Origin of the sequence: Corynebacterium sp. ACRQK (assembly GCF_022345965.1) — a bacterium.
Classification (GTDB): domain Bacteria; phylum Actinomycetota; class Actinomycetes; order Mycobacteriales; family Mycobacteriaceae; genus Corynebacterium.
This window is the reverse complement of record NZ_JAKRMU010000004.1, coordinates 108,395-133,542: the sequence shown is the minus strand read 5'-3', so window position 1 is coordinate 133,542 and position 25,148 is coordinate 108,395. Positions and strand designations below refer to the sequence as shown.

The following is a 25,148-nucleotide window of genomic DNA, read 5'->3' as shown; positions in this document are numbered from 1 at the left end:
ATTCCTATGCGGCACCCAGCGTAGGCTAGTCGGCATGAGTGTGACCGCAGATGGACGCCGGATGCTCCGCATCGAGGCGAAAAACGCCGAAACCCCCATCGAGTCGAAGCCTCGGTGGATCCGCACGACCGCGAAGGTCGGCCCGGAGTATCGGGATATGAAGAATCGCGTGAAGGGCGCTGGTCTGCACACCGTGTGCCAGGAGGCTGGCTGCCCGAATATCAACGAGTGCTGGGAGGACCGCGAGGCGACGTTCCTCATCGGCGGCGATACGTGTTCCCGCCGCTGTGACTTCTGCCAGATTAAGTCCGGCCGCCCGTCCCCGCTGGACCGGGACGAGCCGCGCCGCGTAGCGGAGAATGTCCGCGAGATGGGTCTGCGCTACGCCACCATCACTGGTGTGACGCGCGATGACCTGGATGATGAGGGCGCGTGGCTGTATGCCGAGGTTGTGAAGAAGATTCACGAGCTGAACCCGAACACGGGTGTGGAGAATCTGACGCCCGATTTTTCCAACCGCCCGGAGCTGCTGAAGGTCGTCTTTGATTCTCAGCCGGAGGTGTTTGCCCACAACCTGGAAACGGTTCCGCGCATCTTTAAGCGGATCCGCCCGGCCTTCAAGTACGACCGTTCCCTGGAGGTTATTCAGGCTGCGCACGATTATGGCCTGGTGACGAAGTCCAACCTGATCCTGGGCATGGGTGAAAAGAAGGATGAGGTTCGCGCTGCCATTAAGGACCTGGCGGACGCGGGCACCGACATCCTGACGATTACGCAGTACCTGCGCCCGTCCTCCATGCACCACCCGATTGAGCGTTGGGTGAAGCCGGAGGAGTTCATGGAGCACTCCGACGCGGCTTACGAGTTGGGTATCAAGGCTGTTATGTCCGGCCCGTTGGTGCGTTCCTCTTACCGCGCCGGTCGCCTGTACGCGCAGGCGAAGCAGGCGCGTGGCGAGGCTATTCCGGAGAACCTGAAGCACCTGGAGGAGACTCTGGATTCCACCACGTCGCAGGAGGCCTCTACCCTGCTGGAGCGTTACGGCGCTTCGGAGGACACGCCAGTCACCGCATCGCGCCGCTAACGCGGCGGGGCACTTTCGCCCCGCCTTTATTCATGCCTTATTGTTGAATCCATGGCGAAGGATAAAAAGGACGTAAGGGTCAAGGAAGAAAAGAAGGCCGCAAAGGCAGCGAAGAAGGAGCAGCGCAAACAGACGCGCTCCCAGCTGTGGCAGGCATTCAAGCTGCAGAAGGGCCGGGATAAGAAGCTTATCCCGTACATGGTTCTGGCTTTCCTGATTCCCGTTGTGCTGTTGCTGCTGCTCAGCCTGGTTTTCGGCTGGTGGTGGCTGAACCTGATCGTGGGCATCATCATCGGCGCAATGGCGGCGATGTGGGTATTCTCCCGCCGCTTGCAGTCCGGCGTGTATGACCAGATTGAGGGCGAGGCTGGTGCCGCCGCATGGGCTTTGTCCAACATGCGTGATGGCGTAGGCATGAAGTGGATTACGGAGAACGGCGTGGCGTCCAACACCCACATGGACGCAGTGCACCGCGTGGTAGGTACTCCCGGCATTGTGCTGGTCGGCGAGGGCGCACCGCACCGCCTGAAACCGATGATGGCGCAGGAGCGCAAGAAGCTTGCGCGCATTGTGGGCAAGACCCCGATCTACGACGTGATCGTTGGCGACGGCGAAGGCCAGGTGCCGGTGAAGAAGCTGCAGAACCACCTGATGCGCCTGCCGCGTAACGTCAAGAAGAATGAGGTGGACGCCCTTAACTCCAAGGTCGAGTCGATCTCGCGGCTAAGCAACCCGAACAACAACATGCCGAAGGGTCCGATGCCGAAGGGCGCGAAGATGTCGGGCATGAACCGCCGCGCCCGCCGTGCGGCACAGCGCGGAAAGAAGTAACGCTTAGCGGCTGCGGATAACGGCCGTGCCGGTGGCGCGATCGTGCATTCCACGGCCGTCAGTGTCTTGAATAATTGGGGGGAAGAGGAAGACCGTCAGCAGCGTGCGGACGACCGAGCGCCACAGGCCCACGCGCTCGTCGGGCTTGTCGATGCGCGCCACGCCGATGCCCACGATGGCGTGACCCGGGGACTGGGCGAATAGCCAGACGGTCAGGATGCGCCAAATGATGAAGAAGATCATCGAGGCGCTGGCGGAATCGCCCAGCACGTCCGTCGTGGACGTGACGAACCAGGCCAGGCCGTAACAGGCCAACCAGTCGATCAGTAGTGCACCCAGCCGGGGGAACAAGGGGGACAGTGAGCCCGGGCCGTCTTTGGGCAACCCCAAGCGGGCGCCGGGGTATGGACTGAGGTCGGCGAGGTCTTCGTTTTCGCCTGGTACAAGGGGGCCTTCAAGCCAGCTACGCGATTCACTCATGATGGTCTAGAGCCTAGCTGGCTGTTAGTTTGTGGCACAATTTTGTAAATTTTTACCTGAATCGGCGCCCAGTATGCGTAGGATCGATTGTGTTGCTTTTATATATTGTCGCAACAGTTTGAGATTCCAACTGCAAGGAACGGAAGAAATACAGTGTCATTTAAGACCGCAGAAGAAGTTGCCAAGTACATCAAGGACAACGACGTCGAGTTTGTGGACGTTCGCTTTACCGATGTGCCCGGTATCGAGCAGCACTTCAGCATCCCGGCTTCGGAATTCGATGAGGACGCTATGGAGGAGGGCCTGGCTTTCGACGGCTCGTCCATCCGTGGCTTTACCACCATTGAAGAGTCGGATATGAACCTGCTGCCGGACCTGGCGACCGCCAAGATCGATCCGTTCCGCAAGGCCAAGACCCTGAACGTGAAGTTCTTCGTTCACGATCCGTTCACCCGCGAGCCGTTTTCCCGCGATCCGCGTAACGTTGCCCGCAAGGCGGAGCAGTATCTGGCCTCCACGGGAATTGCGGATACCTGCTTCTTCGGTGCGGAGGCAGAGTTCTACCTCTTCGACTCCGTCCGCTACGAGGCAGAGACCAACCGCGCTTTCTACGAGCTGGATTCCGTCGAGGGCTGGTGGAACCGTGGCGCAGAGGTCAACCCGGATGGCTCCACCAACCTGGGCTACAAGACCCGCATGAAGGGCGGCTACTTCCCCGTCGCGCCGTACGACCACTTCCAGGACCTGCGCGACGATATGGCTCGCAACCTGGCGAACGCTGGCTTCAAGCTGGAGCGCGCGCACCACGAGGTCGGCACCGGCGGCCAGCAGGAGATCAACTACGAGTTCAACACTCTGCTGCACGCTGCGGATGACCTGCAGTCCTTCAAGTACATCATCAAGAACACTGCTTGGCAGGCCGGCAAGTCCGCGACCTTCATGCCGAAGCCGCTGGCGGGCGACAATGGTTCGGGTATGCACGCTCACCAGTCCCTGTGGAAGGATGGCGAGCCGCTGTTCTACGACGAGTCCGGTTACGCCGGCCTGTCCGACATCGCCCGCTACTACATCGGCGGCATCCTGAAGCACGCTGGCGCTGTGCTGGCCTTCACTAACCCGACGCTGAACTCCTACCACCGTCTGGTTCCGGGCTTCGAGGCTCCGATTAACCTGGTGTACTCGCAGCGTAACCGCTCTGCCGCAGTGCGTATCCCGATCACGGGCTCCAACGCGAAGGCGAAGCGCATTGAGTTCCGCGCTCCGGACCCGAGTGGTAACCCGTACTTCGGCTTCGCCGCAATGATGCTGGCTGGCCTGGATGGTGTGAAGAACCGCATCGAGCCGCACGCTCCGGTCGACAAGGACCTGTACGAGCTGCCGCCGGAGGAGGCTAAGGACATCCCGCAGGCTCCGACCAGCCTGGAGGCTTCCCTGAAGGCTCTGGAGGAGGACAACGAGTTCCTGACCGAGGGCGGCGTGTTCACCGACGACCTGATCGACACCTACATCGCCTACAAGTACGACAACGAGATTGCACCGGTTCGCCTGCGCCCGACGCCGCAGGAGTTCGAGATGTACTACGACTGCTAAGGGCTGCTCTAAGCTGCTCTAGCTGTTTGACGCCGCGGGCTGTTCTTTGGCCGGTGGTGCAAGTAAGCGGTGATGACCTGCTAGTCCGCAGGTTGTCACCGTTTTTGTTTTTTTATGACGCCACCTTGTGGATGTCGTTCGAGGGATGTTATTCGCTCGCCCTCTCCCCTGCTTAACAGAACAGGTTGGTTTGAAAGCCTCGGCGAGGGACCGATTCCGTCGAACTGAAAATCAAGATGAGAAGTGGTAGGTGTGACTTTAAACTGTGGTTGTCACTCAACGAAAGGCACCACGTGATCACCACTCGTCGTCGCACACTCCTCGCTCCAGTTTTTGTGCTCAGCCTCATCAGCGTTTTCGGCCTCACCGCTTGCGGCAGTGAGGACACACCCGCTGAACCGTCCACCACTACTGTCACCAGCGCTCCTTCTGGCGAGTCCGAGAGCTCAGAACCAGAGACCGCCACGGTCACCAGTGCTCCCGAGGACACACCGCCCCCGCCGACCACAGTCACCAGTACGCCGGAGCCCGCGCAGCAGAGTAGCCCTGCTGCCGAGGAAAACACACCGCCAGAGCAGCAGGCTCCAGCTAATCAGCCCACAGCCGCTTCTCCAGTGCAGAAGGAACCACCGATGGGTAATCAGGGAGCAAGCCCCGACTGCCCCGCCCACCTCTGCGGCTACGGCACTGCTCCTAATGGGGCGCCGAACTTGACCAGTGGCGAGACGCAACTGCTCGCTCTCTGCAACTCCGGCGAGTACAACGCTCCCCAGGTCTGTGCGAATCTGCGGCTCAAGGCCCAGCGGGCGGGACATAACTAACTCGACATAGCGCCCGATACCCTCCCTCGCTGCAGGTGCCTCCGTGAGTTACTCGAAGAAATCCTCATCGATCTCGACGATCTGAACCGTCCGCTTCGTCTGGACGCCAACGCCGTACTTGATCATCAGCTTGGCAAGTAGAGCACCGTCGATAAGCACCACTCGGGACTGGACGGAGTTCGCATAGCTGATTGCCCCGGAACTAAACGACGCGGTAGTGAGGAAAACTCCCTGGGATGCCTGTGCTCCGTGGAGAGCACCGACGAATGCCTGCACATCCGGGCGACCGATGGCTTTAGACAACTCGTAGCGTTTCGCCTGCACGTAGATGCGAGAAAGGCCAAGAGCGTCTTGGTCGATCACACCGTCGATGCCGCCATCATTGGATAGCTGTGTTCGCGTGGCGCTGCCGAAGGAACCTCCGTAGCCCATAGCCATGAGCAAGTCCAGAACTGCTTGCTCGAAAAAGGCAGGCTCGCGTTGGTGCAAGCGCTTGAGTAGCTCTTCGGCCACCATTTCTTCATTGCGCCGCTGCCCCTCCTCCACTTGCTCGAGTGGGGTTAGCTCGGATTCAGTCTGCTCTGGCTCTACGCTAGGCACTGCAGGATCATGCTGTCTGGGGGTATGGGATCGGAACTTCCGATAAAGCTCCCCGCTTTCAGAACTCAACTCGGCTTCGGTCATGCCGTTCGGATACTTCGCCAGTAGACTGCGCCCTTTATCGGTAATTTTCCAGTGCGCTCTTGCAGGGGAGGAAATCGCTTCTGCTTTGGAAAGGTGGGTGATCGCCCAATTTCCACGATTAAGGTAACGAGCTTCACCCGATGAAATGGTTATTGCTCGTTCCTCGTCACTGATCTTCATATTGTCGGCAGCCGCCAAGAGGATCTCCCTCCGCTGACGGATTTCTCCATTCGCTAGCACCGACAAACAGGGGGTCAGAAACTCATCCCAAGTTCTCGATTTCATTCTTGTTACTCTCCCCTATTTCTCATTCAATGAGTCGACGATGCGTACTGTCTCCATCGCCACACGTGTTACACGGCCTATGAGGTCCACGATGTAACGCGGGTTGCCGACTTCGTCCGCCCAGTCATTCGGATCGTTGACGATGCCGGAGGCCTTATCCTTCTTCACCTGGTAACGGTCGATCAGCCAGGCAATTGCAGAGCGAGAGCCCAGCATGTACTCATCAGCTTCCGCTGGGATACCGCTAATGGTGACCTGCTTGTTGTAGATCAGTTTTGTGACATCGTTGATTTTCTTGCCGGTCTCCGGGTCTTTGCGCTTAGCCCACTTCATCTTGAGCACCCGCCAGGTCTCGCGATCAGATTCATCCCCCTTAACTTGGACATCCAATGGCCATGGCTCGACATCCTCGTAGTTAACGTGCAGGTTCATGAGTTTCTGCCCTGCTCCAGCAAACTTGTCGAACTCAGCGCGGGAGCTTGGAGTCTCGATATGTGGAAGCATCTTCTTCAGATCCGCCGCATAGTTCGTGCGGTACTCCGGGTCGTGCAGTTTGCCGTAGACAAAGTGGAAGACGTCATCACCCGTAATGTCTGTACCCAATGCATCACGGTAGACTTTCTTGATCTCGTCGGTGATGTTGTCCACGCGTACGTAACCATCAAGAATCTCGCCGACCTGACCGTAGATGCTGTTTTCACTCTCCTCGACAATGCTACCTTTCGAGAACAACGTTCCATATCCGTCCCGGACAGCGGACCAGGTGAAACGGGGAAAGTATTGTCCCGAACCAGAACCGCTCAGGCACAGATCGGGTAGTAGATCGGTTGCTTGAGCGTTAAACTCTCGAGCAGCACTACTAGCAGCAGGAATATAAAACCCGATGTTTCGGTGTTCAGGGGTAGGGAACATCGACGGGAGCTGCGACCTCTCGTGGTTCAACAACTCGTCATAGTAGACATGCTGTGAGCAGAATGGCCGATAATAACCCTTCACCAGTTTCCCGACGTCGAGCTTGAACTGCTCATTGCGGTACACAGAGGTTCTCAATGAACGAGTCCATTTAATCTGCCGAGCATCAGAAAATGAAGGGTGTTTTTTCAAAAAGTCATTAACCAGTACATCTCCCTTCCCTTTACCAGGAGATTCTTCGTTCTGGTATGCGATACGGGCATGCTCGTAGGTTTCTTCCAATCTTGACAGTTGGGTTTCAAGCTGAACCTGGTCGAATGCGTAAACCCAAGTATCCCGACCAGTTTCCAACCCACGAGTTAGAGTTTTAAAAATTCTCGCCGAGTTTCCTTTCTTTTCGCCGAGCACTGGCCAGGTCGCGAATTCTTCCGAGCGCTGGTTCACCCAGTCACCGTGAGAATTCGGGGTGATGGTCTCCCAATCGGTGGATTCGACAGTCGAAGAATCAACGATTTTCAGCTTCTCCTCTGCCGTCAGATAGTCCCCAATATCCCGGTAGTGCAGAGCAAAACCGGACTTTGTGGGGTCCTTGATACCAATGGTGATAGCTACGGTATTCCGCGAACCCGCACCGAAGACTTTTCCGCCTTCTCTGCGGGACTGTTCGCCAGCGGTGCGCTGATTCCCACGAAGGTTGAATACATAAAGGTCCGTGAAGTCCTCAGCCATGGACAAACGCACGCCATCACCGGTATTGCCATCGATCCAGCCACCATTAGAGACGAATGCCACCGCGCCCTGGTCACCAATGCGGTCGGTAGCCCAACGGAAGGCCCGCAGGTAGGAGTCATAAAGAGAGTTCTTATTCGTCGCCGTGGACTTCTCCGCGTAGGTTTCCGCGATGCGCTTGTCCAAGCTCGGGTATTTCAGGTTCGCATTGAGGTCATTCGCAGACTTCTGACCAGCAGAGTACGGCGGGTTACCGATCACAACGTTGATGGGCGCGTTCTTCTGACGCTCGATGGTGGCGTTATTCTCCTGGAAAATGTGCAAATCCGGGATGTCGCCGTCCTCGTGGATCTGAAAAGTATCGGCCAGCGCGATATTGCTGAACGGAACATACTCCGGAACCGGCTCACCGTTGCGTTGCGCGGCTTCCTCGCGCAGGGCGTTGTAGGTGGTCTCGATGTTCACAGCGGAGACGTAGTAGGCCAGCAGCATGATTTCCGTGGCGAAAAGCTCGCTGGCGTACTTGCGGGCGAGATCCTCCGGTTTGATTAGGCCAGATTGCAGGAGACGGACGGTGAACGTGGAAGTTCCAGCGAATGGGTCGAGGATGCACACACCTTCGTCGGAAAGCCCCTTACCGAAGTGCTTCTGCGAAACCTCATCCGCAGCGCGCAGGATGAAGTCCACGATCTCAACCGGGGTGTAGACGATGCCCAGGGACTCCGCCTGCTTCTTAAAAGCCTTCTGGAAGAAGCGCTCGTAGAGCTCCTTAATCACCTGCTGCTTTCCGGAAGCGCTAGAGACCTCCGACGCACGCACCCGAACCGAGTCGTAGAACCTTTCCAGAGACTCGGTCTCCGTATCGAGGTTCTCCCGGGACAGAGCCGCGACCATCTTCTCCATCACCTGGGCAACCGGGTTGTGAGTGATGAAGTCGTGGTTTTCAAAGAGCGCGTTGAACACGGGCGCGGTAATGAGGTGCTGGGATAGCATCGAGATGGCGTCATCTTCGGTGATCCCCTCGTTGAGGTTATTGCGCAGGCCCTCGACGAACTTCTCGAACTCCTTGCGCAACTTCCTGTCTGCACCGTCCAGCAGAGCCCGAATGCGGGTAATTTGGTTTTCGGCGATGGTCGCTACATCGTCAGCCCAGTCCTCCCAATAGGTGCGAGTGCCGACCTTATCTACCAGTTTGGTGTACATCGCCTCCTGCCACCGTTCCAGGGAAAATAGGGCGACCTGCTGAGCCATTTCCTGGTTCAATTCTGCAGGCTCCGCTTGAGACTTGGCTTCCGCCCGATCCAGCTTTTCCTTGGCATTCGGGACGTGATCGACAGATAGCGGAAGTTCGTCCACCGCGCCCTCATTCAGCGCTATAGAGTTCACCTTCGCATTAAAACGGTCATCATGGGCGCGGAGCGCATTGAGGATCTGCCACACAACCTTGAAACGCTGATTATCGTTCAAGGCCTGTGCCGGCGGCACATTCGGGGACACCGCGACCGGCAGAATAATATAGCCATAATCTTTACCCTCGGATTTACGCATGACGCGACCCACGGACTGCACCACGTCCACCATGGAATTGCGAGGATTGAAGAAAATCACCGAATCCAAGGCCGGGACGTCCACGCCCTCGGAGAGACAGCGGGCATTGGTGAGCACGCGAGTCTGATCTTCGTCGGGAGTGGATTCCAACCAAGTGAGCTTTGAACCGCGCTCCATCGCGTTCATTGCCCCGTCCACGTGCTGGGATGCGATGCGCAGATCCACGTTGTGCAGGGAGACATCCCCCAATACCGAGGCCTCCCGGAGCTGCTGCTGGTAGGTAGAAATCAGGGAAGGGAAGGACTCAGCAATCTGCTTCGAGGTCTTGATGTCCTGGGCGAAAGCGACCGCGCGCTGCATCGGAGCAGCATCAATATCAAAGCCACCCTTCTGCCCCTGCAGATTACCGGATCGCTTTGCCAAACCATTCCAGGCGCCGATCATCGCCGAGGCCAAAGACAGGTTCAACTGGCCACCCTCGCCGCGGGCCATGGCATCAGCGGCAACGGCCTCGTCCACCGTCATCACGAGCACGCGGTAATCGGTGAGCAGCCCTTTATCCACTGCCTCGCCGAAGCCCAAACGGTAGAACTCCGGCCCGTACACAGCCTCATCATCCATGGAGGCGAGCTCGGCGGAGTGCTCCGCAGCCTTGCCCTTGACCTGGTCGTCGAACAGACGCGGCGTCGCCGTCATATATAACCGCTTCGCCGAACGGATGTAATCCGCATCGTGGATGCGCACGAAATTGGAGGCGTCCTCCCCTGCCAAGGTCACGCCCGTGGTGCGGTGAGCCTCATCGCAAATCACCAGGTCGAAATCGTCCAAGCCCTGCTGCTGCGCGTCGTGGACCGCAGGTAGGGACTGGTAGGTGGAAAAGACCACATGCAGACCCTTTGCCCGCTTACCGGATGCGAAACGCTCCGCGATCTGAGCGCCGTCCGTGGACACCGGAACCTCGAGATCATAAGTAGCGATGTCCTCTGCGCTGCGGGAAACCTTGGAATCCGAACACACCGCGAAAGTGCGCATATCCAACCGAGCCTGGGCGGTCCATTCCTTGAGCGTCTGCGAAAGCAGGGAAATCGATGGCACCAGGAACAGCACCCGTGCCTTACCGCCAGTATTTTCCGCAACCTTCTCAGCCAACCGCAGCGCAGTAAAAGTCTTACCCGTGCCACAAGCCATGATTAATTTGCCACGATCATAGGTGGTGAAGCCAGCAATGGCTCGATCGATAGCTTCCTGCTGGTGCGGGCGAGGTTCGAACGTTTCGCGGCGGGAGAGGTTGATCTGGATAGCGCTATCCCCCATCGCTGCACCCGGGAAAGCTATATCCCAGTTGATTGGGGACTCAGAGATCGCAGCCACACCGATTCGGCTAGTGGGGATCACCTGATTGGCCAACATCTCCTCCGCGTTGGAAGACCACCGATCAGTTGTCGAAATGATCAGGCGACTGCCAAAGTGCTGCACTCCATCTTCCGTCTCGAAAGTCCGGCCCGAGGCCTCAAAGAAGGAATCCAGGTTCGCCTTTTGGATGCGGGTCGTCGGCTTATAAAACTTGCACTGGATAGCCGTCCACGAAACATCATCCGCACGACGGGCAACCAAGTCGATGCCCGTATCCGCTTTGCCCCCGTTGTAACGCCAATCAGCCCATCGGTACACCTCATCGAACTGTGCTTTCAGCGTTGGGTCTGTGCGAAAGTAATTAACCATCAGCTTTTCGAAGGCGATGCCGTACTTCGCCTTCGGCTGATTCTCGCGCAGTTGGGTAAGAACCTCGGAAAACTTCGCCATGGAGACATTATGCCCCGTGCCTGTCCTCACTCAGTGTCCGGCACACCCCCTCACTGGGGCCAATGCCCCTCGATCCTCCTCGAAGTTGCGTGCCCCTTAGGCCACGCCACCAAACAGCGCGCCCGCGCCATAAGTCAGTGTCTGGCCCAGGCCACCACCGATGACCAGGCGGACCACTGAGCGAGCCACGCTCGTGCCGGCGATCTTCGCCGAGATTAGACCAGTTAGCGCCAACGAGAACATCGTCACTGTGGTGGCCCCCCAGGCTTGTGTGCCTGCTAGAGCCAGGAACACCGCAGCCATCGGCTGTGCCGCGCCAGCCAGGAAGGACAGCGCGGAGAAGAACGCTGCGGCCCATGCACTGGTCAGCTCGTTTTTCATCAATGCCTAATTCCAGCTGCAGGTGGGCGCGCAGGGCATCCTCCTTATGAATTTCCTGCGCAGCTTCCAGGGCAGTATCCCGGTTGATGCCGTAGCCGGAAAGAATCCCCGCGACCTCCTCCAGCTCCTCTTCCGGAGCCTCCCGTAATTCCTGTCTCTCCTTAGCAACCCAGAACTGCTCGGAGTCCCGCTGAGCGGACACGGACACAAACTCCCCCAAAGCCATGGACACCGCACCTGCGATGGTGGCAGCCAGGCCCGCCATCAAGATGGCCTTATCACCCGCGCCGGTGGCAATCACGCCGATAAGCAGGGCAGCAACGGAAACAATACCGTCGTTGACGCCCAAAACTCCTGCGCGTAGCGAGTTCATCTTCGCCGCATCGCCGGCGTCGTGCGGCTCCTAGTGAGCGCCAGGAACAACATGCTTGCTGGATCTACTCATGAATGAAATCATAGCCAAACTCAATGGCACCGCAGCATCATATTGTGGGCTAGCCTCGGGTTAGGCCGCCCCCGCCCAGCGCGTTTGACTGGGTTGTCGGGGCCGTCTTCGGCGGAACCTACCAGCGCGAAGGCATCACCCTCCGCGACCGCCAGATGCTGAATATAGCTGCCCTAGCTGCGATGGGTGGCGTGGAGCCGCAACTCACCGGCCACATCAAGAACGCTGTGGACGTCACGGGCATCAGCCCAGAGGAGGTGGCCGAATGCTTCGTGCACCTCATGCCTTACGTCGGCGTGCCGAAAACCTTGGCCGCGATGCGCTGCATGAAGGCCGCGCTGGAGAGCTAATGCTGCCAGGGGAGGCCTGGGCGCTTAGTAGCGCTTGGCAGTCGAGATCAACTCGACTGTTTCTTTCTCCGTTGACGGCGCGAGAAGTACGTCACCGCGGATATAACAACAATGGCCACCAGGCAAACAATGAAAACCCACCACTGTCCAACAGCGGGTAGAAGCGCAAAAAGGCTTGGGATGGCCAGAACTGCGGCTGCTAACGCAATTAATTCATTGCGTTCGTCACGCCGTTCCTGTTTACGCTTATGAGCGTCTGCCTCGATTCCATCAAGCCTGATACGTGCGAAGTTGTACTGGGTTGTGTAAACGTTTTCACGTATCTCAAGTTCGCCGACGATGTCCTCGAAGTCACCCCTCGCCCCCGTCTTTTCCAGCATATGCTGCAGAATGGTGGTCGCTACGTCACGTCCGGGGACTCGCTCGTACCAGAGGTGATCGCGCACATAGACTAGTTCCGCTTGTATCTTTGCGAACTTCCGGAGACTGCCCTGCAGCTTTTGGTCCGCGCCCCTTATCTTCTCGAGGGTTCCAGCATTGCCCTCAGAGCCGGAGCTTTCCAAGACATTGAGAGCTTCCGGACCGAAAGATAGTTGGCGAAGTTGTTCGCTAATGCGCCCCAGATAATTATCTGCTCTAAGCGCTAAAATAGCCAGGTCTACAAAGCGAGTCCCAGCCAGCATAAAGAAATTATTTTGCGAGTTTTCTAGCGGTGCCCGGCGCACTACTGCCAAACCCTCCTCGCAGGAGTGAATAGTCCAGTCACGATAGCGGGACACAAGGCTTCTGTTTATAGAGCCATCACGAAAATACGGGATCTCTGTTGTGTACCGGTCGAAACGAGAAGCAAAATACCATGCCCATTGGTCGTGGAGCATCCAATTCTCCCCCGACTCCTCAGATGCATCCGCGATGGGAGTTGGTAGGGCAATGTCTGTACGGCCCGGGATAGCCATCGTGACGCAATAAGGCTTGGGAGATTGGCGACCGCGGTTCGCTTTTGTACCCCTACCGGGGTTTTTGAAGTATCCGCCCTTGGTGAGATCCCACGGAATGTGAGTTTCCGAGCCAACGAATAGCTGCTTTTCCACAACCTTCACGGCAGCCTCCAATAGGCAAACACTAGCCTCGTTGTTAGCCAGTGGTGAACCAGTGAGTTCTTGAAGTAGCTCTCTTTGTCTCGCCTCTCCGTCGCCTCCCTCCGCAATCAGGGTCATTTTTTCTCGTGGCTTAGTCAACGACGCAGTAACTTCCTCCAGTGCTTTTCCGGAGCAATTTTCCGCGACGGCATGGATGACGAGAAAATTCTGTTCGAAGTTACTGGGTTCGCCACTTTCAAGGTCATAAAGGCACGGCCCGGAGTATTGCAGGTACTCGGCACATACAAACTTCAAGGTCGCATAGGGGTGCCCAGTGTCATCCAAAGCAAAACGCAGCGGATATGTCTCCATTTCTGGCGCCCACTGCTTACCCTCCGTCGTAAGGTCGGGCTCAAACACGAGTCGATGTGCGACGACCTTGGCAGGATTAGTAGATGCATCCGAGATCCACTCCGCGGGATCCCCACCAAACGTCGGTACAGCATCAACCGCACTCGCTCCCATGGAACTGGCTAGGGGCTCACGGAAATACGACCCAGCACTCTTATGGAAAACGCGAGGTACATATTTGTAATCAATCTTATTACCCCAGTTATTACCCCAGAACTGGCGAACGAAGTCCCCTTCCTCATCCCGCTCTGCGAACTCAATCTTCTTTATCCCGCGAAAACGGCCGGGTACCCAGGCCTCGGGCCAATCAAAAGCCTCCGGTAATTCGGGCACTGGAAGAACCACCGCGAAATGCGCAAGGCGCCACTCCGGCTGAGAGCCGCAGACATAACCCTCCGGAAGATGAAACTCCGCTCCCTGGATTTGATACCAGTTGGAATTCCGAGCATTGTTCGCCTCGGTGAACTCGTCGTTTATCCCCATAACACAAAGCCTCCGTGATCTTCGAACCGCCTGCACCCCAGGCTACAACAGCACTTCAGAAGCCTATCCACTTTGAAACCATCCCACCCCCTTGAAATAAGGACACCCTTAGTAACGGTATGCTTCTCTAGAAGGAGCTACGCGCCAGCGCGCAGACCTACACACAGGCTATCCGAAGGAGGGCACGCTCCACCGTGGCTGACAAGAGCACACAGGCCGCAAACCCCCGCCGCGGCGCGTCGGAGGCCACGATCCACTCCCCCGGCACCTATCCCCCGGGTGAGGATCCGCGCCGCTGGAAAGTTCTGGGCGTCATCCTCACGACGATCTTCATGTCGCTGATCAGCGTGTCCATCATCAACGTCGCCCTGCCCTCCATCCAGCAGGGGCTGGGCGCCACCGAATCGGACATCCAGTGGGTGCTCTCCGGCTACACGCTGACGTTCGGCGTGGTTCTCGTCGCCGCGGGCCGCGCCGGCGACCTGCTCGGCCGGGGCGGGATGTACCTCATCGGCTTGAGCGTCTACACCCTGGCCGCCATCACCGCTGGCTTTGCCCCCACCGCGGAAGCCTTAAATGTCACCCGCTTCATTCAAGGCGTGGGCGCTGGCCTGCTCAATCCGCAGGCCGTGGGCATGATCCAGCAGTTCTTCCGCGGCAAGGAGCGCGGCCGGGCCTTCGGCTGGTTCGGCACGGTCGTGGGCGTGGCCGTGGCCATCGGCCCCACCCTGGGTGGCTTCCTCATTCGCGTCGGCGGCCCGGAGCACGGCTGGCGCTGGACTTTCCTGGTCAACGTTCCCTTCGGGCTTCTCGCCTTCGTCCTCGCACTCCTGTGGTTCCCGCGCCCGCTGATGGGCCGGGTTAAGGATCCCGTCACCGGCCGTAACGTGGGCGTCATCCGCGCGGTGCGCAGCCTCGACCCCTTCGGCTCCCTCCTGCTGGGCTTGGCCGTCCTGGCCTTCCTCTTCCCGTTCGTGGAATCCTCCGGCAGTGCGCGCACCTTTCTGCTACTCCCCGTCGCCGTCGCCCTTCTGGCCGGATGGTTGGCGTGGGAGCGCCATGTGAAAAAGTCGAAGCCCTTCGACCCGATGGTGGACATGCAGATCTTCCGCTTCTCCAGCTTCCGCCTGGGCACCATGCTGGCGGGAGTGTACTTCATGGGCATAACCAGCATTTGGGTGCTCGTGGCCCTGTACTTCCAAAATGGCCTGGGTTACAGCGCGCTCGTCGCCGGTAGCGTTGGCATTCCTGCCGCGATCAGCAGCTCTTTCGCCGCCAACTGGGCCGGCAAGAGGGTCGCCGACCGGGGTCGTCGCGTCGTCATCGACGGCATCACCGTGGCGCTGACCGGCATCGTGCTGACCATCCTCGCCCTTGTGCTGCACCACGTTACGGGCCTTTCGGAGTGGTGGATGGTCCTCACCCTCTTCCTCGTCGGCACCGGCCAAGGCGCGGTTATCGGCCCGAACCAAACTCTCACGCTCGCGGACGTGCCCCTCAACTACGCGGGCAGCTCTGGCGCGGTCTTGCAGACTGCACAACGCATCGGTACTGCCATGGGGCTCGCGCTGATCACCGCGATCGTCTTCGCCAGCTCGCGCGCCATCAACTGGCCCCTCGGCACCGCCATCGGCTTCGGCACCATCGGCTCGCTCATGGCCGTCGCCCTCGTCATCGCGCTCTACGACAATCGCCTGCGCGCCCGCCGAGCCGCCCGTTAGTTACTGACGCCACCACGCCTCCCCAACCCCAACCTCACCTAACAAAAAGTACCCTGACCTGCGTAAAGGTAGCCTTTCAATGCTTGCGGAAGGTTTCAAACCCGGCGATACTTGAGTCATGAGCACTTCAGTATCTTGCCCCTGCGATCGCAACTACGACGGCAGCTGCACTGCCGTGGCTACATGCGAACGCGGGATTATCACCATCCCGACGGCTGAAGTGACCGCACACGCAGAGGTTCCGCCAGCTACCCAGGCCGAACACACGCCGACCGCTTCAGCCGAACACCCCGAGCTCGCTGAAAGCGCCGAGCTCGCTGCCCCAGCTGAGCCCGCCGACGTCGATGACAACCACGGCGAGAGCCTTAACCGCCTCCGCGCGGCCGTCCTCGGCGCGAACGACGGCATCGTCTCCACCGCTGCGGTCCTCGTCGGCGTGGCCGGCGCGACCAGCAACCCGCAGACCATCGCAATGTCCGGCCTGGCCGCCGTCATCGGCGGTGCCGTTTCCATGGCGCTCGGCGAATACGTCTCTGTCTCCTCGCAGCGCGATTCCGAGCGCGCCATGGGCATGAGCCAGCTGGTGAACCCGTGGTCGGCGGGCATCGCATCCTTTATTTCCTTTATTCTGGGTGCCGCTCTGCCGTTTGCCGCCGCCCTGTTCGCCCCCGTGGCCGTGATCTTCGGCGTGACCTTCGTAGCCTTGGCGCTCACTGGCGCCCTGTCGGCTCACCTCAGTAACGTACCGAAGACCCGCGCGGTGCTGCGCATCGTGATCGGTGGCATGGCGGCTCTGGCGGTCACCTTCGCCGTCGGCTCTGTATTCGGGGCGGGGATATAGCCTCCCTTCCCCAATAGCGCTGCAGCTTCCCGACTAGATTCCTTGTAGATTCGGGTGCTGTAGCGCTATTTTGCCGCGCCACCGCAGCACACCGCGAAGGAAATTGACGAAATCGTCAAAATCTACAAGAATATCCAGGGTGTCCGTTGAAATAGACCGAGCTTCCCTACCCACAGAAATCAGGTAAAGCCATGTCTTCCCTAGCAGTAGAAGCCCAGGATCTCGAACTTAAAGGTGACGAGGGCCGAGTGTTCGGCCCTCTTTCTTTCGCTATCCCCAACCAGGGGCTAACCAACCTGCTTGGCAAGGGTGGCTCCGGCCGCACTGCCCTGGCTCTGATCCTTTCTGGCCGAATGAAGCCCACCGGCGGCTCGCTGCGCGTCCTCGGCGAATCCAAGCCGAAGCTCATCCGCTCCCGCGTAGCCATCGCCGGTGTCGAGCAGATCGACCTGCTGGAGCGTTCCGTCACGGTCCAGGACGTTCTCACCGAGTCCATGTCCTGGTCGAAACCGTGGTTCATGCCGATGCGCAAGGCCTCGCAAGAGGATCTGGAGCGCTTCTGCAACTACGTCTACGGCGACCGCGACCTGCCTCCTCTGGATGCCTACATCTCTCAACTGGACAACCTGGACAAGATCATGCTGCGCATCAGCCTGGCCCTGTCGCCCGCCGACAACAAGCCCATCGAGCTGCTGATCATGGACGACCTCGAGCAGGTACACGAGAACGACGACCGTGCGATTCTGTTGCAGGTACTAGAGCGCCTTGCGCAAGACATTCCTGTGATCGTGAACTCGTCGAACCCGATTGTCGGCCCTGTGGAGCCCCACAAAGTTATTGAAATTGACGCCAACGCTGGCCACGCGCACCCGATTCATACGGGACTGCGCGAATACCCTGACCCGGCTGAAGTGGAATCAGACCAATACGACCCCGAACTCGATGATCCAGAACTCGACGACCTAGACATCCCCGAAGACCACAACACCACCGCAGAGCAGAAGGAGAACCGTTAATGCTTGCCGGTTTCAAACTCAACAGCGAAATCCGCAGTTTCAAGCGCAACCGGCTCACCCGAGCCGCACTTGTCATCCTTGTGCTTATGCCGCTGCTGTACTCCGCCCTGTACCTCTGGGCATTCTGGAACCCCTTCGGGAACCTGAACAGCCTGCCTGTCGCACTGGTTAACAGTGACAAGGGAACCAACGTTGAGGGCGAGGAACTGCGCGCCGGCGACACGGTAATCGAAGGATTAAAGGACAACGACCAGATCAGCTGGATCGAAACGGATGCCGAAGATGCCCGCAAGGGCGTGGAATCCGGCCAATACTACTTCTCCCTCGAACTGCCGGAAAACTTCTCCGAAGCGGTGGCTTCCCCCACCTCCGATAACCCGGAGAAGGCCAACCTCATCAGCACTTACAACGACGCGAACGGCTACCTGTCCACCATGATCGGCCAGAACGTCATGCGTGAGGTCATCAGCGTGGTCGGCGACAAGATCAGCGCAGAGGCTGTGGACAAGGTCCTCCTCGGCGTCGTGGACGCCGGCTCCGGCATGCAGAAGGCCGCCATCGGCGCCGGCAAGCTCGCCGACGGCACCGCCGAACTGAAGGACGGGTCTATCCAATTGGACGACGGCGCCAACGAGCTCGCCGACGGCCTGGCCACCGCCAAGGACGGTTCCGGCAAGCTGCGCAAGGGCGCAACCGATCTGGATGACGGACTCGTCCAACTTCACGACGGTTCAGGCAAACTAGCCGACGGTACTGACGAGCTCGCCACAAAGGTGAACTCTGCGGCCGACGAGCTCAACGGCAAGGCTGGAAAGCTCAATCAGCTGGAAGATGGCGTCAATAAACTCGGCGACGGAGCAAGCCAGGTCAACGACGGAGTGCAGCAGCTCAACACCAAACTGGGCGGTGTGACCAAAGCCCAGGGCGACCACGCGGCCAACCTGCGTGGGCTCTCCCGCGACCTGCGCGGCACCGGCGTGCCCGCCGCCATCACCGCAGCTGACGAGCTGGACAAGGTCGCCTTCGCCCTGGAAACGCAGGGCCTCGGCCCGAAGTCGCAGAACGCATCGGACCTGAAGCGCCTGGCTGACGGCAGCGCACAGCTGTCCTACCAGCTCAACGACCCGAACGCGCCGCTGCGCAACGGCGTGACCGAGCTAAAGGGCCTGCCGGGCCAGTTCAAGCAGCTACAGGACGGCGTGAACAAGCTCAACGACGGCGCGCAGACGCTGGACAAAAAGATGGGCGAAGCCTCCGACGGCGCAGGTAAGCTGAAGGACGGCGTGATCAAGCTGGACGACGGCAACGCCAAGCTCAAGGACGGTGCGGACAAGCTCGCCGAGGGCACCGGCAAGGCCAAGGACGGCACCGCCAAGCTGGACGACGGCGCTTCCGAGCTGCACACCAAGCTCTCCGATGGCTCCAAGCAGGTTCCGAATTGGAACGAGGGCCAGCGCCTGGCCACCGCCTCCACCATCGGCGGGCCGGTGGATCTGAAGAGCGACAACGATTCCGGCACCCACACCTTCGGCGCCGGCATGGCACCGTTCTTCTTCAGCATGGCACTGTTCATCGGCGGCATCATGGTCTACGTGATGATCAAGCCGCTGCAGGCTCGCACCGTCAACTCTGGTGTGCACTCCTGGCGTGCGGCACTTTCCGGCTTCCTGCCGACCGGCCTGCTCGCGATCGGCCAGGCAGCCGTCGTGGTCGGCGTGACCGTCTGGGGCGTGGGCATGGATGTCGATAACCTGCCGGGGCTATTCTTCTTCGCCGCCCTCGTGGCAATGGTGTGGATGCTGATGAACCAAATGTTCATCGCGTTCCTCGGACCTGGACCAGGCCGCGTGACAGCCCTAGCGGTGCTCATGTTGATGATCGTCGCCTCGGGAGGCCTCTACCCCGTCGAGACCCAAAACAAGTTCTTCCAATTCCTGCATCCGTTCGACCCAATGACGTACACAGTCAACGGCTTCAGACAGCTGATCTACGGCTTCTACGACGAACGCCTACCGATCGCAGTGGGAGTACTCTTCCTCGTCGGCCTCGGCTGCTTCCTGGTCACCACGCTATCGGCCCGCAGCCAGCAAACCTGGACCATGAAGCGACTGCACCCAGTGCTGAACGCTTAAGGTTCGGTGGGACGAAGGGGCGTCACAAAACCTTCTCGGCACCCTCGACACCCAGCAACAAATCCGGGTCGATCTTCTCCCCCGCGCGCAGGGTAGAGATCGACCCGTTGGATTCCAGAATCATGCACGCGACCTCGCTAAAGTCGCGCACCCCCGCCTTGCGCGCGGCCGTAGCGATCGCGGTCTCGGTGATGTGGTTGCGCTGCAGAATCTCCTCCAGCACCTCGCCATGGGCGATCAGCACCGTCGGGGGCGAGTTGATGGTGCGGCGCAAGGCCACGACGTCCTGCACGGCACCGAAGAGAGCCTCCATGCCCATGAGGGTGAGCAGGCCGATCACGCCCGCGGCCAATGACGGCGGGTGGCCCAGAACAGTACGGCCCGCGACGGCACCAAACATGAAAATAACGACGGCATCGAAGCCGCCCAGCGGGCTGAGAATGCGCTGCCCGAACAGCCGCACCGCCACCAGGAACGTCAGGTAGATACCGACGGCGGCGACCATGACCACCGGGATGCGCCACAGATCAATACCGAGCTGTTCCTTCAGCACCGGCCCCCACCCCTGCGGTGGCGTGAAATCCGCCGCGCTTATCGCAACCGTCGTGAGTGATTCATGCATCCCGCCAAACATGGATACTCATTGTACGCCCAGGTAGAGGGCACGGCGGGGTGGGCACGGCGCACCGGGCGCGTGGTGCGCGGTGCGCTACTTTTCGAGCTCCTCGTCCGGGATCTCGCTCTTCACCTCGTCGGTGATGGTCTGGTGCAGCTCCTTGTCCTCGATGTTGGACTCGCCGACCAGCTTGCGCATCTCCTGGCGATCCTCGTCGGTGTACTGTTCGTCGTCGTGCTCGCGTGCGTGGGCAAGCTCGTGGATGCGGTCGCGGCGGTTGGACTCCGCAAAAATGTCCGTGCGGGAGCGAACCCACCAGGCGATCATCACGACGATCATCACCAGGCCGATGTAGCCGATGACCGGGTAGACGTAGGTCATGAGGGTATCGAAGCCCACGAAGCTGATGCCGTAACCAATGAGCGTCACCACGATAAACACCGGGCGGAAGGACTTGTCGGTGCTGGCGGTCAGACGCTTACCCAGCGCGTAGAACATGCCGATCGCGGTGTTGAAGATCATGAAGAAGATGATGATCGCCATAATCACGCCCAGCACCGGGCTGATGTTGTCCATCATCGCCAGCATCGGCACATCGCTGCCCTGGACGATCTCGATGTTCAAGTACAGGGTGATCGCCGCAATGATCAGCATTGCGGTGTACAGCACGCCACCCATCAGACCGCCGAGACCGGCCTCCTTCGGGGAGGCGTAATTACCGCCAATCACCAGGGACATGGAAACACCCAGCAGCAGCGCCAGGCCATTGTAGTTCAGGGCGGAGACGAACCACGGGGAAACCGGCGACTCCTCCGCCATCGCAATCTCGTTCAGATGCGAGGTGTCGGAGGGCATGTTGATCATCGTGTACACGAAGGCGAAGACCACCGCGATGATGATCAGCGGGGTCAGCGCGCCAATGACCTGGCTGACTTTCTCCACGTCCAGCATTCCGGCGGCCAGCACCACGCCCGTCATTAACAGCGCGCCCGCCCAGGCGGGGAGGCCGAACTGTTGCTCCAGGTTGGAACCCGCGCCGGCGAGCATCACGAAACCGACGGCGAACAGGGTGATCGTCACGGAGACATCCAAGAACCGCGAGACGATGGGGTGCGCGACGTTGCGGAACACCATGCGGTGCTCATCGGCCAGGAAGTAGCTGCCGACCTGCAGGATCACGCTACCGGCAAGGGTCATGACGATGCCGGCCAGCACCGCGCCCCAGATGCCGTTGAGCCCGAAGGAAATGAAGTATTGGATGACTTCTTGGCCGGTTGCAAAGCCCGCGCCGACGGTCAGCCCGACGAAGGCCATGGCGATAGAGAATGTTCTCTTCACGCTGAAGAAACTCCTTCACGAAAAATTAGAAAAACAAATGATTCTGTTCGTGTCCGAACTATGACTGTACTCCGTCGGCTTCCCTACAGCACTTCCGCTTGGGGCGCGTCACAGCGCGCGCACCGCGCCCCGCCCGCGCGTCACAACTCGCGCACCACGCGCCCCGCGCCCGCGACGGCCTCCCCGACATAACCGCCGCCGAACACCGCCGCGTGCAGCCACAGCAGGTGCTGTTGGTGCAGATCCACGCTCTGCGCACCCGTCCCCCATCCATCCACGTACGGGCTGGCCTCGAAATACGCGCCCTCGATACTGCTCAGGTGCGGCGCGCCGAAGAGTCGCAGCGCCGCCAGGTCCGCGCGCGGATGGCCGCCATGCGCGCTCGGGTCGATGAGGATTGCTCCTTCTTTATTTCTTGACGCCACCTTCCCCCACAGCACATTCCCCGCCCACAGATCGCCGTGGATTCGGGCCGGGAGTGTGCCATCGTCCAGCTGCCCGGCGCGCAGGGCCTCCAGCAACCGGGAGACCTCGACGGGAACGTCCGCGGTGGCGCTCCCGGCACCAGCCCCCGGAGCAGACTGCGAGGCGCTAGCTGCCAACGTTTCAGCTGCCGAGGTGCCGACTGCCGAAGTTCCGGCTGCCGAAGTTCCACCGAAGACCCGCGCAACCAACGGAGACAAGCACACGTCCGCGTAGAACACTCCCCAGCTTTCGAAAGGTTTCAGGGGAAGCTCCAAGAGGTTGTCGTTGGGGCCCTGGAATCCAGACTCCCCCGTCGGCGAGAACCCGAAATGGGGCGCCCCCGCAGCATGCGTGGCCGCCAGCTTTCGGCCGAAATCCTCGGCCATGGCGCGTGCGGGCGTCATAGGCTCTACCCGATCGATCCCCAACCCACGAGCATCGTGCTCGTGAACAGAAACAACCGGCGCGCCGCCCGGAGCCTCGGCGAGCCAGCGCAGGCCCGCGACCTCCCAAGCGCCGGGGCGGCCGGGATTAGCTTTCCAATAAATGTCTGAATTAGCCATGCCCCCAGTGTTACAGCGTTACGGCTTCGGCGTTACAGCATTGCGGTGGCAGAAGGCTGGCGAGCGTCTGAAAGCCCAGGAAAATCGGCCTACACTGGGAAGTGAAGGATGTCGAACTGAAAGGAACATCATGAAGATCGTAGACAACGGACCAGAGGCCAATGTCTTTGACATTGAAACTGCCACCCGAGAGAACACGAACTACCGAACCACCGCCTGGACGGGCAAGTACCTGCAGGTGACCCTCATGTCCATCGCCCCAGGCGATTCCATCGGCCTGGAGGTGCACCACGATACCGACCAGTTCCTGCGCCTGGACGCAGGTGTCGGCAAGTGCATCATGGGTCCGGACAAGGACAACATGACCATCCAGCAGGAAGTCTCCGACGGCTGGGCCGTGCAGGTTCCGGCTGGCGTGTGGCACGACATCATCAACACCGGTGACGAGCCGATGCAGGTGTACGCGATCTACGCGCCGAGCCACCACGCTAAGGGCATCGTGCAGGAGACCGCCGAGCAGGCAGAGCAGGACGAGGAGTCCGGCAAGGACGTTCCGCCGGAGTGGACCGTTCAGCCTCCGAAGCAGCAGGCCGACGAGCACGCCTAGAGCTGGGTTGAGCCGGCTTGAGCTTGCTTGAGCCGGCTGCGCCGAACCAGCTGGGTTAAGCCGGCAACAGTGGCACCCCTACGCGGGGCGCCACTTTTCTTTTGCCCTGGACCACGCAGCCTCCGCCGAGTGACATCCACCGCATAACCTCCACAGCGCCGGAACCGCCCACGCCGCTCACGCCACATGCACCCCTGATGCCCCACAGGATCCACAGTCACGAGCGGGCTACAACGCCAATGTCCCAAATCTTCCACTTTCAGCGAAAAGCACATTTGCAGCCCAATTCTCAAAATGGTCTGACCTGCACAAATAGATTAGTTATGAAAACAGAATGGAAGATTTGGGACATTACCCCCACCCGCTCCACGCACCTATACCCCCGAACCACACGCCTAACCCCCGCTCCACGCACCTATACCCCCGCTCCACGCGCCTAACCCCCGGTACATCACACGTCGAAGTCGCAGTACGTTAGCATGTGAAACTAAACAGCGTTCAAGACTGACGTTCAAGACTGACGTTCATGACTGATACGCCCCCATAACTCGCATGAGAAGGCTCACGAGAAATTTCACAACAGCTTCGAGGAGACTGACGATGACTACTGCTGAGACGAAGCAGCCCACCGCAACCCCAGAAATCCTGAACCTCGCCCGCACGAAGGTGCTGGAAAACGGCGAGCCCCTGAACTACAAGGAAACTCTCCAGGTTCTGCAGCTCGGCGACGAGCACCTGGACGAGCTGCTGGAGCTGGCCCACCAGGTTCGCCTGAAGTGGTGCGGTGATGCCGTGGAGATGGAGGGCATCATCTCTCTGCAGACCGGCGGCTGCCCCGAGGACTGCCACTTCTGCGCCCAGTCGGGCCTTTTCGAATCCCCGGTCCGCTCCATCCAGCTGGACATCGCCCAGCTGATCGAGGCCGCAAAGCAGACCGCGAAGACCGGCGCCACGGAGTTCTGCATCGTCGCCGCCGTGAAGGGCCCTGACGAGGATCTGATGAACCAGATGGCCAAGGCCATCGCCGCTATTCAGGCGGAGGTCGACATCAACATCGCAGCCTCCATCGGCATCCTCACCCAGGAGCAGGTCGATCGCCTGAAGGAGCTCGGCGTGCACCGCTACAACCACAACCTGGAGACCTGCAAGAGCTACTTCCCGGAGGTTGTCACCACCCACACCTGGGAAGAGCGCACGTCCACCCTAGAGATGGTTCGCGACGCGGGCATGGAGGTCTGCTGCGGCGGCATTGTCGGCATGGGCGAGACCGTCGAGCAGCGCGCGGAGTTCGCCATCGACCTGCAGAACCTCGACCCCACGGAGGTTCCGTTGAACTTCTTCGACCCCCGCCCGGGTACTCCTTTCGCGGACATTGAGCCCATGCCGGTCAACGATGCTCTACGCACCATCGGCGCGTTCCGCCTGGCTCTCCCCCGCCAGCTGCTGCGTTTCGCAGGCGGCCGCGAGCTGACCTTGGGCGACCTGGGCGCGGAGAAGGGTCTGTTGGGAGGCATCAATGCCGTCATTGTGGGCAACTACCTGACCACGCTAGGGCGCCCCGCCGAGCGCGACGTGGATATGCTCGGCAAGCTGCAGCTGCCGATCAAGGCTCTGAACGCGACCCTGTAGGCACACCGTGACGTCCTCGATGCCTCTAAGCGAACTCACCGACCTGTTTGTCTTGGGCGGTACCCCTTTATATGACGCCCATACGGGCCAGCCACTCGACACTTCAGACGAAACCTTGCGCGTCGGCCGCGGGGCACTTGAGCAGGCGAGCCGCGGGGCGCTGGCGGGTTTGGAGCCGCCGCGTTTCTGCCCGCTGTGCGGGCGCCGGATGAAGGTGCAGGTGAATCCGATGGGTTGGACGGCGGAGTGCTCCCGGCATGGCGATGTGGATTCTTCAATTGTGGTGGATGCGTAGCTTGCAGCA

Annotated in this window: 18 protein-coding genes and 3 pseudogenes; 12 read left to right on the top strand and 9 right to left on the bottom strand. The window is 59.9% G+C overall.

The annotated features are described in order from the left end of the window. The first annotated feature begins 34 nt into the window (after positions 1-34). Positions 35-1,084, top strand: a complete 1,050-nt coding sequence (lipA, locus tag MHX63_RS06045) for a lipoyl synthase (RefSeq protein WP_239387686.1) — start codon at positions 35-37, stop codon at positions 1,082-1,084. 51 nt (positions 1,085-1,135) lie between these two features. After that, positions 1,136-1,915, top strand: a complete 780-nt coding sequence (locus MHX63_RS06040) for a DUF4191 domain-containing protein (RefSeq protein ID WP_239387685.1) — start codon at positions 1,136-1,138, stop codon at positions 1,913-1,915. A 3-nt stretch (positions 1,916-1,918) separates the two neighbouring features. Here MHX63_RS06040 and MHX63_RS06035 read toward each other — a convergent pair whose 3' ends face one another. After that, entirely contained in the window at positions 1,919-2,395 is a 477-nt protein-coding gene (locus tag MHX63_RS06035; RefSeq protein ID WP_239387684.1) for an RDD family protein, read from the bottom strand. 153 nt (positions 2,396-2,548) lie between these two features. On the opposite strand from MHX63_RS06035, the gene glnA reads away from it, so the two are divergent. Continuing rightward, positions 2,549-3,985, top strand: a complete 1,437-nt coding sequence (gene glnA / locus MHX63_RS06030) for a type I glutamate--ammonia ligase (protein WP_239387683.1) — start codon at positions 2,549-2,551, stop codon at positions 3,983-3,985. A gap of 293 nt (positions 3,986-4,278) precedes the next feature. Beyond that, on the top strand, positions 4,279-4,806 hold the full coding sequence (locus tag MHX63_RS06025) for a hypothetical protein (RefSeq protein WP_239387682.1): 528 nt from the start codon (positions 4,279-4,281) through the stop codon (positions 4,804-4,806). Positions 4,807-4,854: 48 nt separating this feature from the next. Here MHX63_RS06025 and MHX63_RS10505 read toward each other — a convergent pair whose 3' ends face one another. The 4 genes and pseudogenes from MHX63_RS10505 to MHX63_RS06005 form a co-directional block, all read right to left on the bottom strand. After that, positions 4,855-5,406, bottom strand: a complete 552-nt coding sequence (locus tag MHX63_RS10505; RefSeq protein ID WP_239387795.1) for a restriction endonuclease — start codon at positions 5,404-5,406, stop codon at positions 4,855-4,857. 111 nt (positions 5,407-5,517) lie between these two features. Beyond that, positions 5,518-5,775 (bottom strand): annotated as a pseudogene (locus MHX63_RS10500) (winged helix-turn-helix domain-containing protein); the annotation flags it as partial. Positions 5,776-5,790: 15 nt separating this feature from the next. Continuing rightward, positions 5,791-10,767, bottom strand: coding sequence for a DEAD/DEAH box helicase (locus MHX63_RS06010; RefSeq protein ID WP_239387681.1), 4,977 nt, complete (start codon positions 10,765-10,767; stop codon positions 5,791-5,793). A 96-nt stretch (positions 10,768-10,863) separates the two neighbouring features. Next, positions 10,864-11,521 (bottom strand): annotated as a pseudogene (locus tag MHX63_RS06005) (VIT1/CCC1 transporter family protein). Between the two features lie 146 nt (positions 11,522-11,667). Between MHX63_RS06005 and MHX63_RS06000 the strand changes: the two are divergent. Next, positions 11,668-11,943, top strand: a pseudogene (locus tag MHX63_RS06000) (carboxymuconolactone decarboxylase family protein); the annotation flags it as partial. Between the two features lie 47 nt (positions 11,944-11,990). Here the strand turns inward: MHX63_RS06000 and MHX63_RS05995 are convergent. Then, entirely contained in the window at positions 11,991-13,916 is a 1,926-nt protein-coding gene (locus MHX63_RS05995) for a DUF5133 domain-containing protein (protein WP_239387680.1), read from the bottom strand. A gap of 194 nt (positions 13,917-14,110) precedes the next feature. Between MHX63_RS05995 and MHX63_RS05990 the strand changes: the two genes are divergently transcribed. From MHX63_RS05990 to MHX63_RS05975, 4 genes are all read left to right on the top strand, one after another. Continuing rightward, a complete protein-coding gene (locus MHX63_RS05990) occupies positions 14,111-15,637 on the top strand; it encodes an MFS transporter (protein WP_239387679.1) in 1,527 nt (508 codons plus the stop codon). 220 nt (positions 15,638-15,857) lie between these two features. Beyond that, complete coding sequence (locus MHX63_RS05985) at positions 15,858-16,478, top strand: VIT1/CCC1 transporter family protein (RefSeq protein ID WP_239387794.1); 621 nt, start codon at positions 15,858-15,860, stop codon at positions 16,476-16,478. 191 nt (positions 16,479-16,669) lie between these two features. Beyond that, entirely contained in the window at positions 16,670-17,494 is an 825-nt protein-coding gene (locus MHX63_RS05980) for an ATP-binding cassette domain-containing protein (RefSeq protein WP_239387678.1), read from the top strand. Then, positions 17,494-19,626, top strand: a complete 2,133-nt coding sequence (locus MHX63_RS05975) for a YhgE/Pip domain-containing protein (protein WP_239387677.1) — start codon at positions 17,494-17,496, stop codon at positions 19,624-19,626. The genes MHX63_RS05980 and MHX63_RS05975 overlap by 1 nt, the downstream gene beginning before the upstream one ends. A 22-nt stretch (positions 19,627-19,648) precedes the next feature. Here the strand turns inward: MHX63_RS05975 and MHX63_RS05970 are convergent, their stop codons facing one another. From MHX63_RS05970 to MHX63_RS05960, 3 genes are all read right to left on the bottom strand, one after another. Continuing rightward, the gene (locus tag MHX63_RS05970; RefSeq protein WP_239387676.1) at positions 19,649-20,260 is read right to left on the bottom strand and encodes a DUF421 domain-containing protein; all 612 of its coding nucleotides are present in this window, start codon (positions 20,258-20,260) and stop codon (positions 19,649-19,651) included. Positions 20,261-20,335: 75 nt separating this feature from the next. Beyond that, on the bottom strand, positions 20,336-21,580 hold the full coding sequence (locus MHX63_RS05965) for a hypothetical protein (protein WP_239387675.1): 1,245 nt from the start codon (positions 21,578-21,580) through the stop codon (positions 20,336-20,338). Between the two features lie 140 nt (positions 21,581-21,720). After that, on the bottom strand, positions 21,721-22,608 hold the full coding sequence (locus tag MHX63_RS05960) for a fructosamine kinase family protein (RefSeq protein ID WP_239387674.1): 888 nt from the start codon (positions 22,606-22,608) through the stop codon (positions 21,721-21,723). Between the two features lie 130 nt (positions 22,609-22,738). Here MHX63_RS05960 and MHX63_RS05955 point away from each other — a divergent pair, with 130 nt between their 5' ends. The 3 genes from MHX63_RS05955 (at position 22,739) to MHX63_RS05945 (ending at position 25,139) form a co-directional block, all read left to right on the top strand. After that, a complete protein-coding gene (locus MHX63_RS05955) occupies positions 22,739-23,215 on the top strand; it encodes a cupin domain-containing protein (protein WP_049050394.1) in 477 nt (158 codons plus the stop codon). Positions 23,216-23,815: 600 nt separating this feature from the next. After that, entirely contained in the window at positions 23,816-24,844 is a 1,029-nt protein-coding gene (gene bioB / locus MHX63_RS05950; RefSeq protein WP_239387673.1) for a biotin synthase BioB, read from the top strand. Positions 24,845-24,863: 19 nt separating this feature from the next. Next, positions 24,864-25,139, top strand: coding sequence for a hypothetical protein (locus MHX63_RS05945; protein WP_239387793.1), 276 nt, complete (start codon positions 24,864-24,866; stop codon positions 25,137-25,139). Positions 25,140-25,148: the final 9 nt, after the last annotated feature.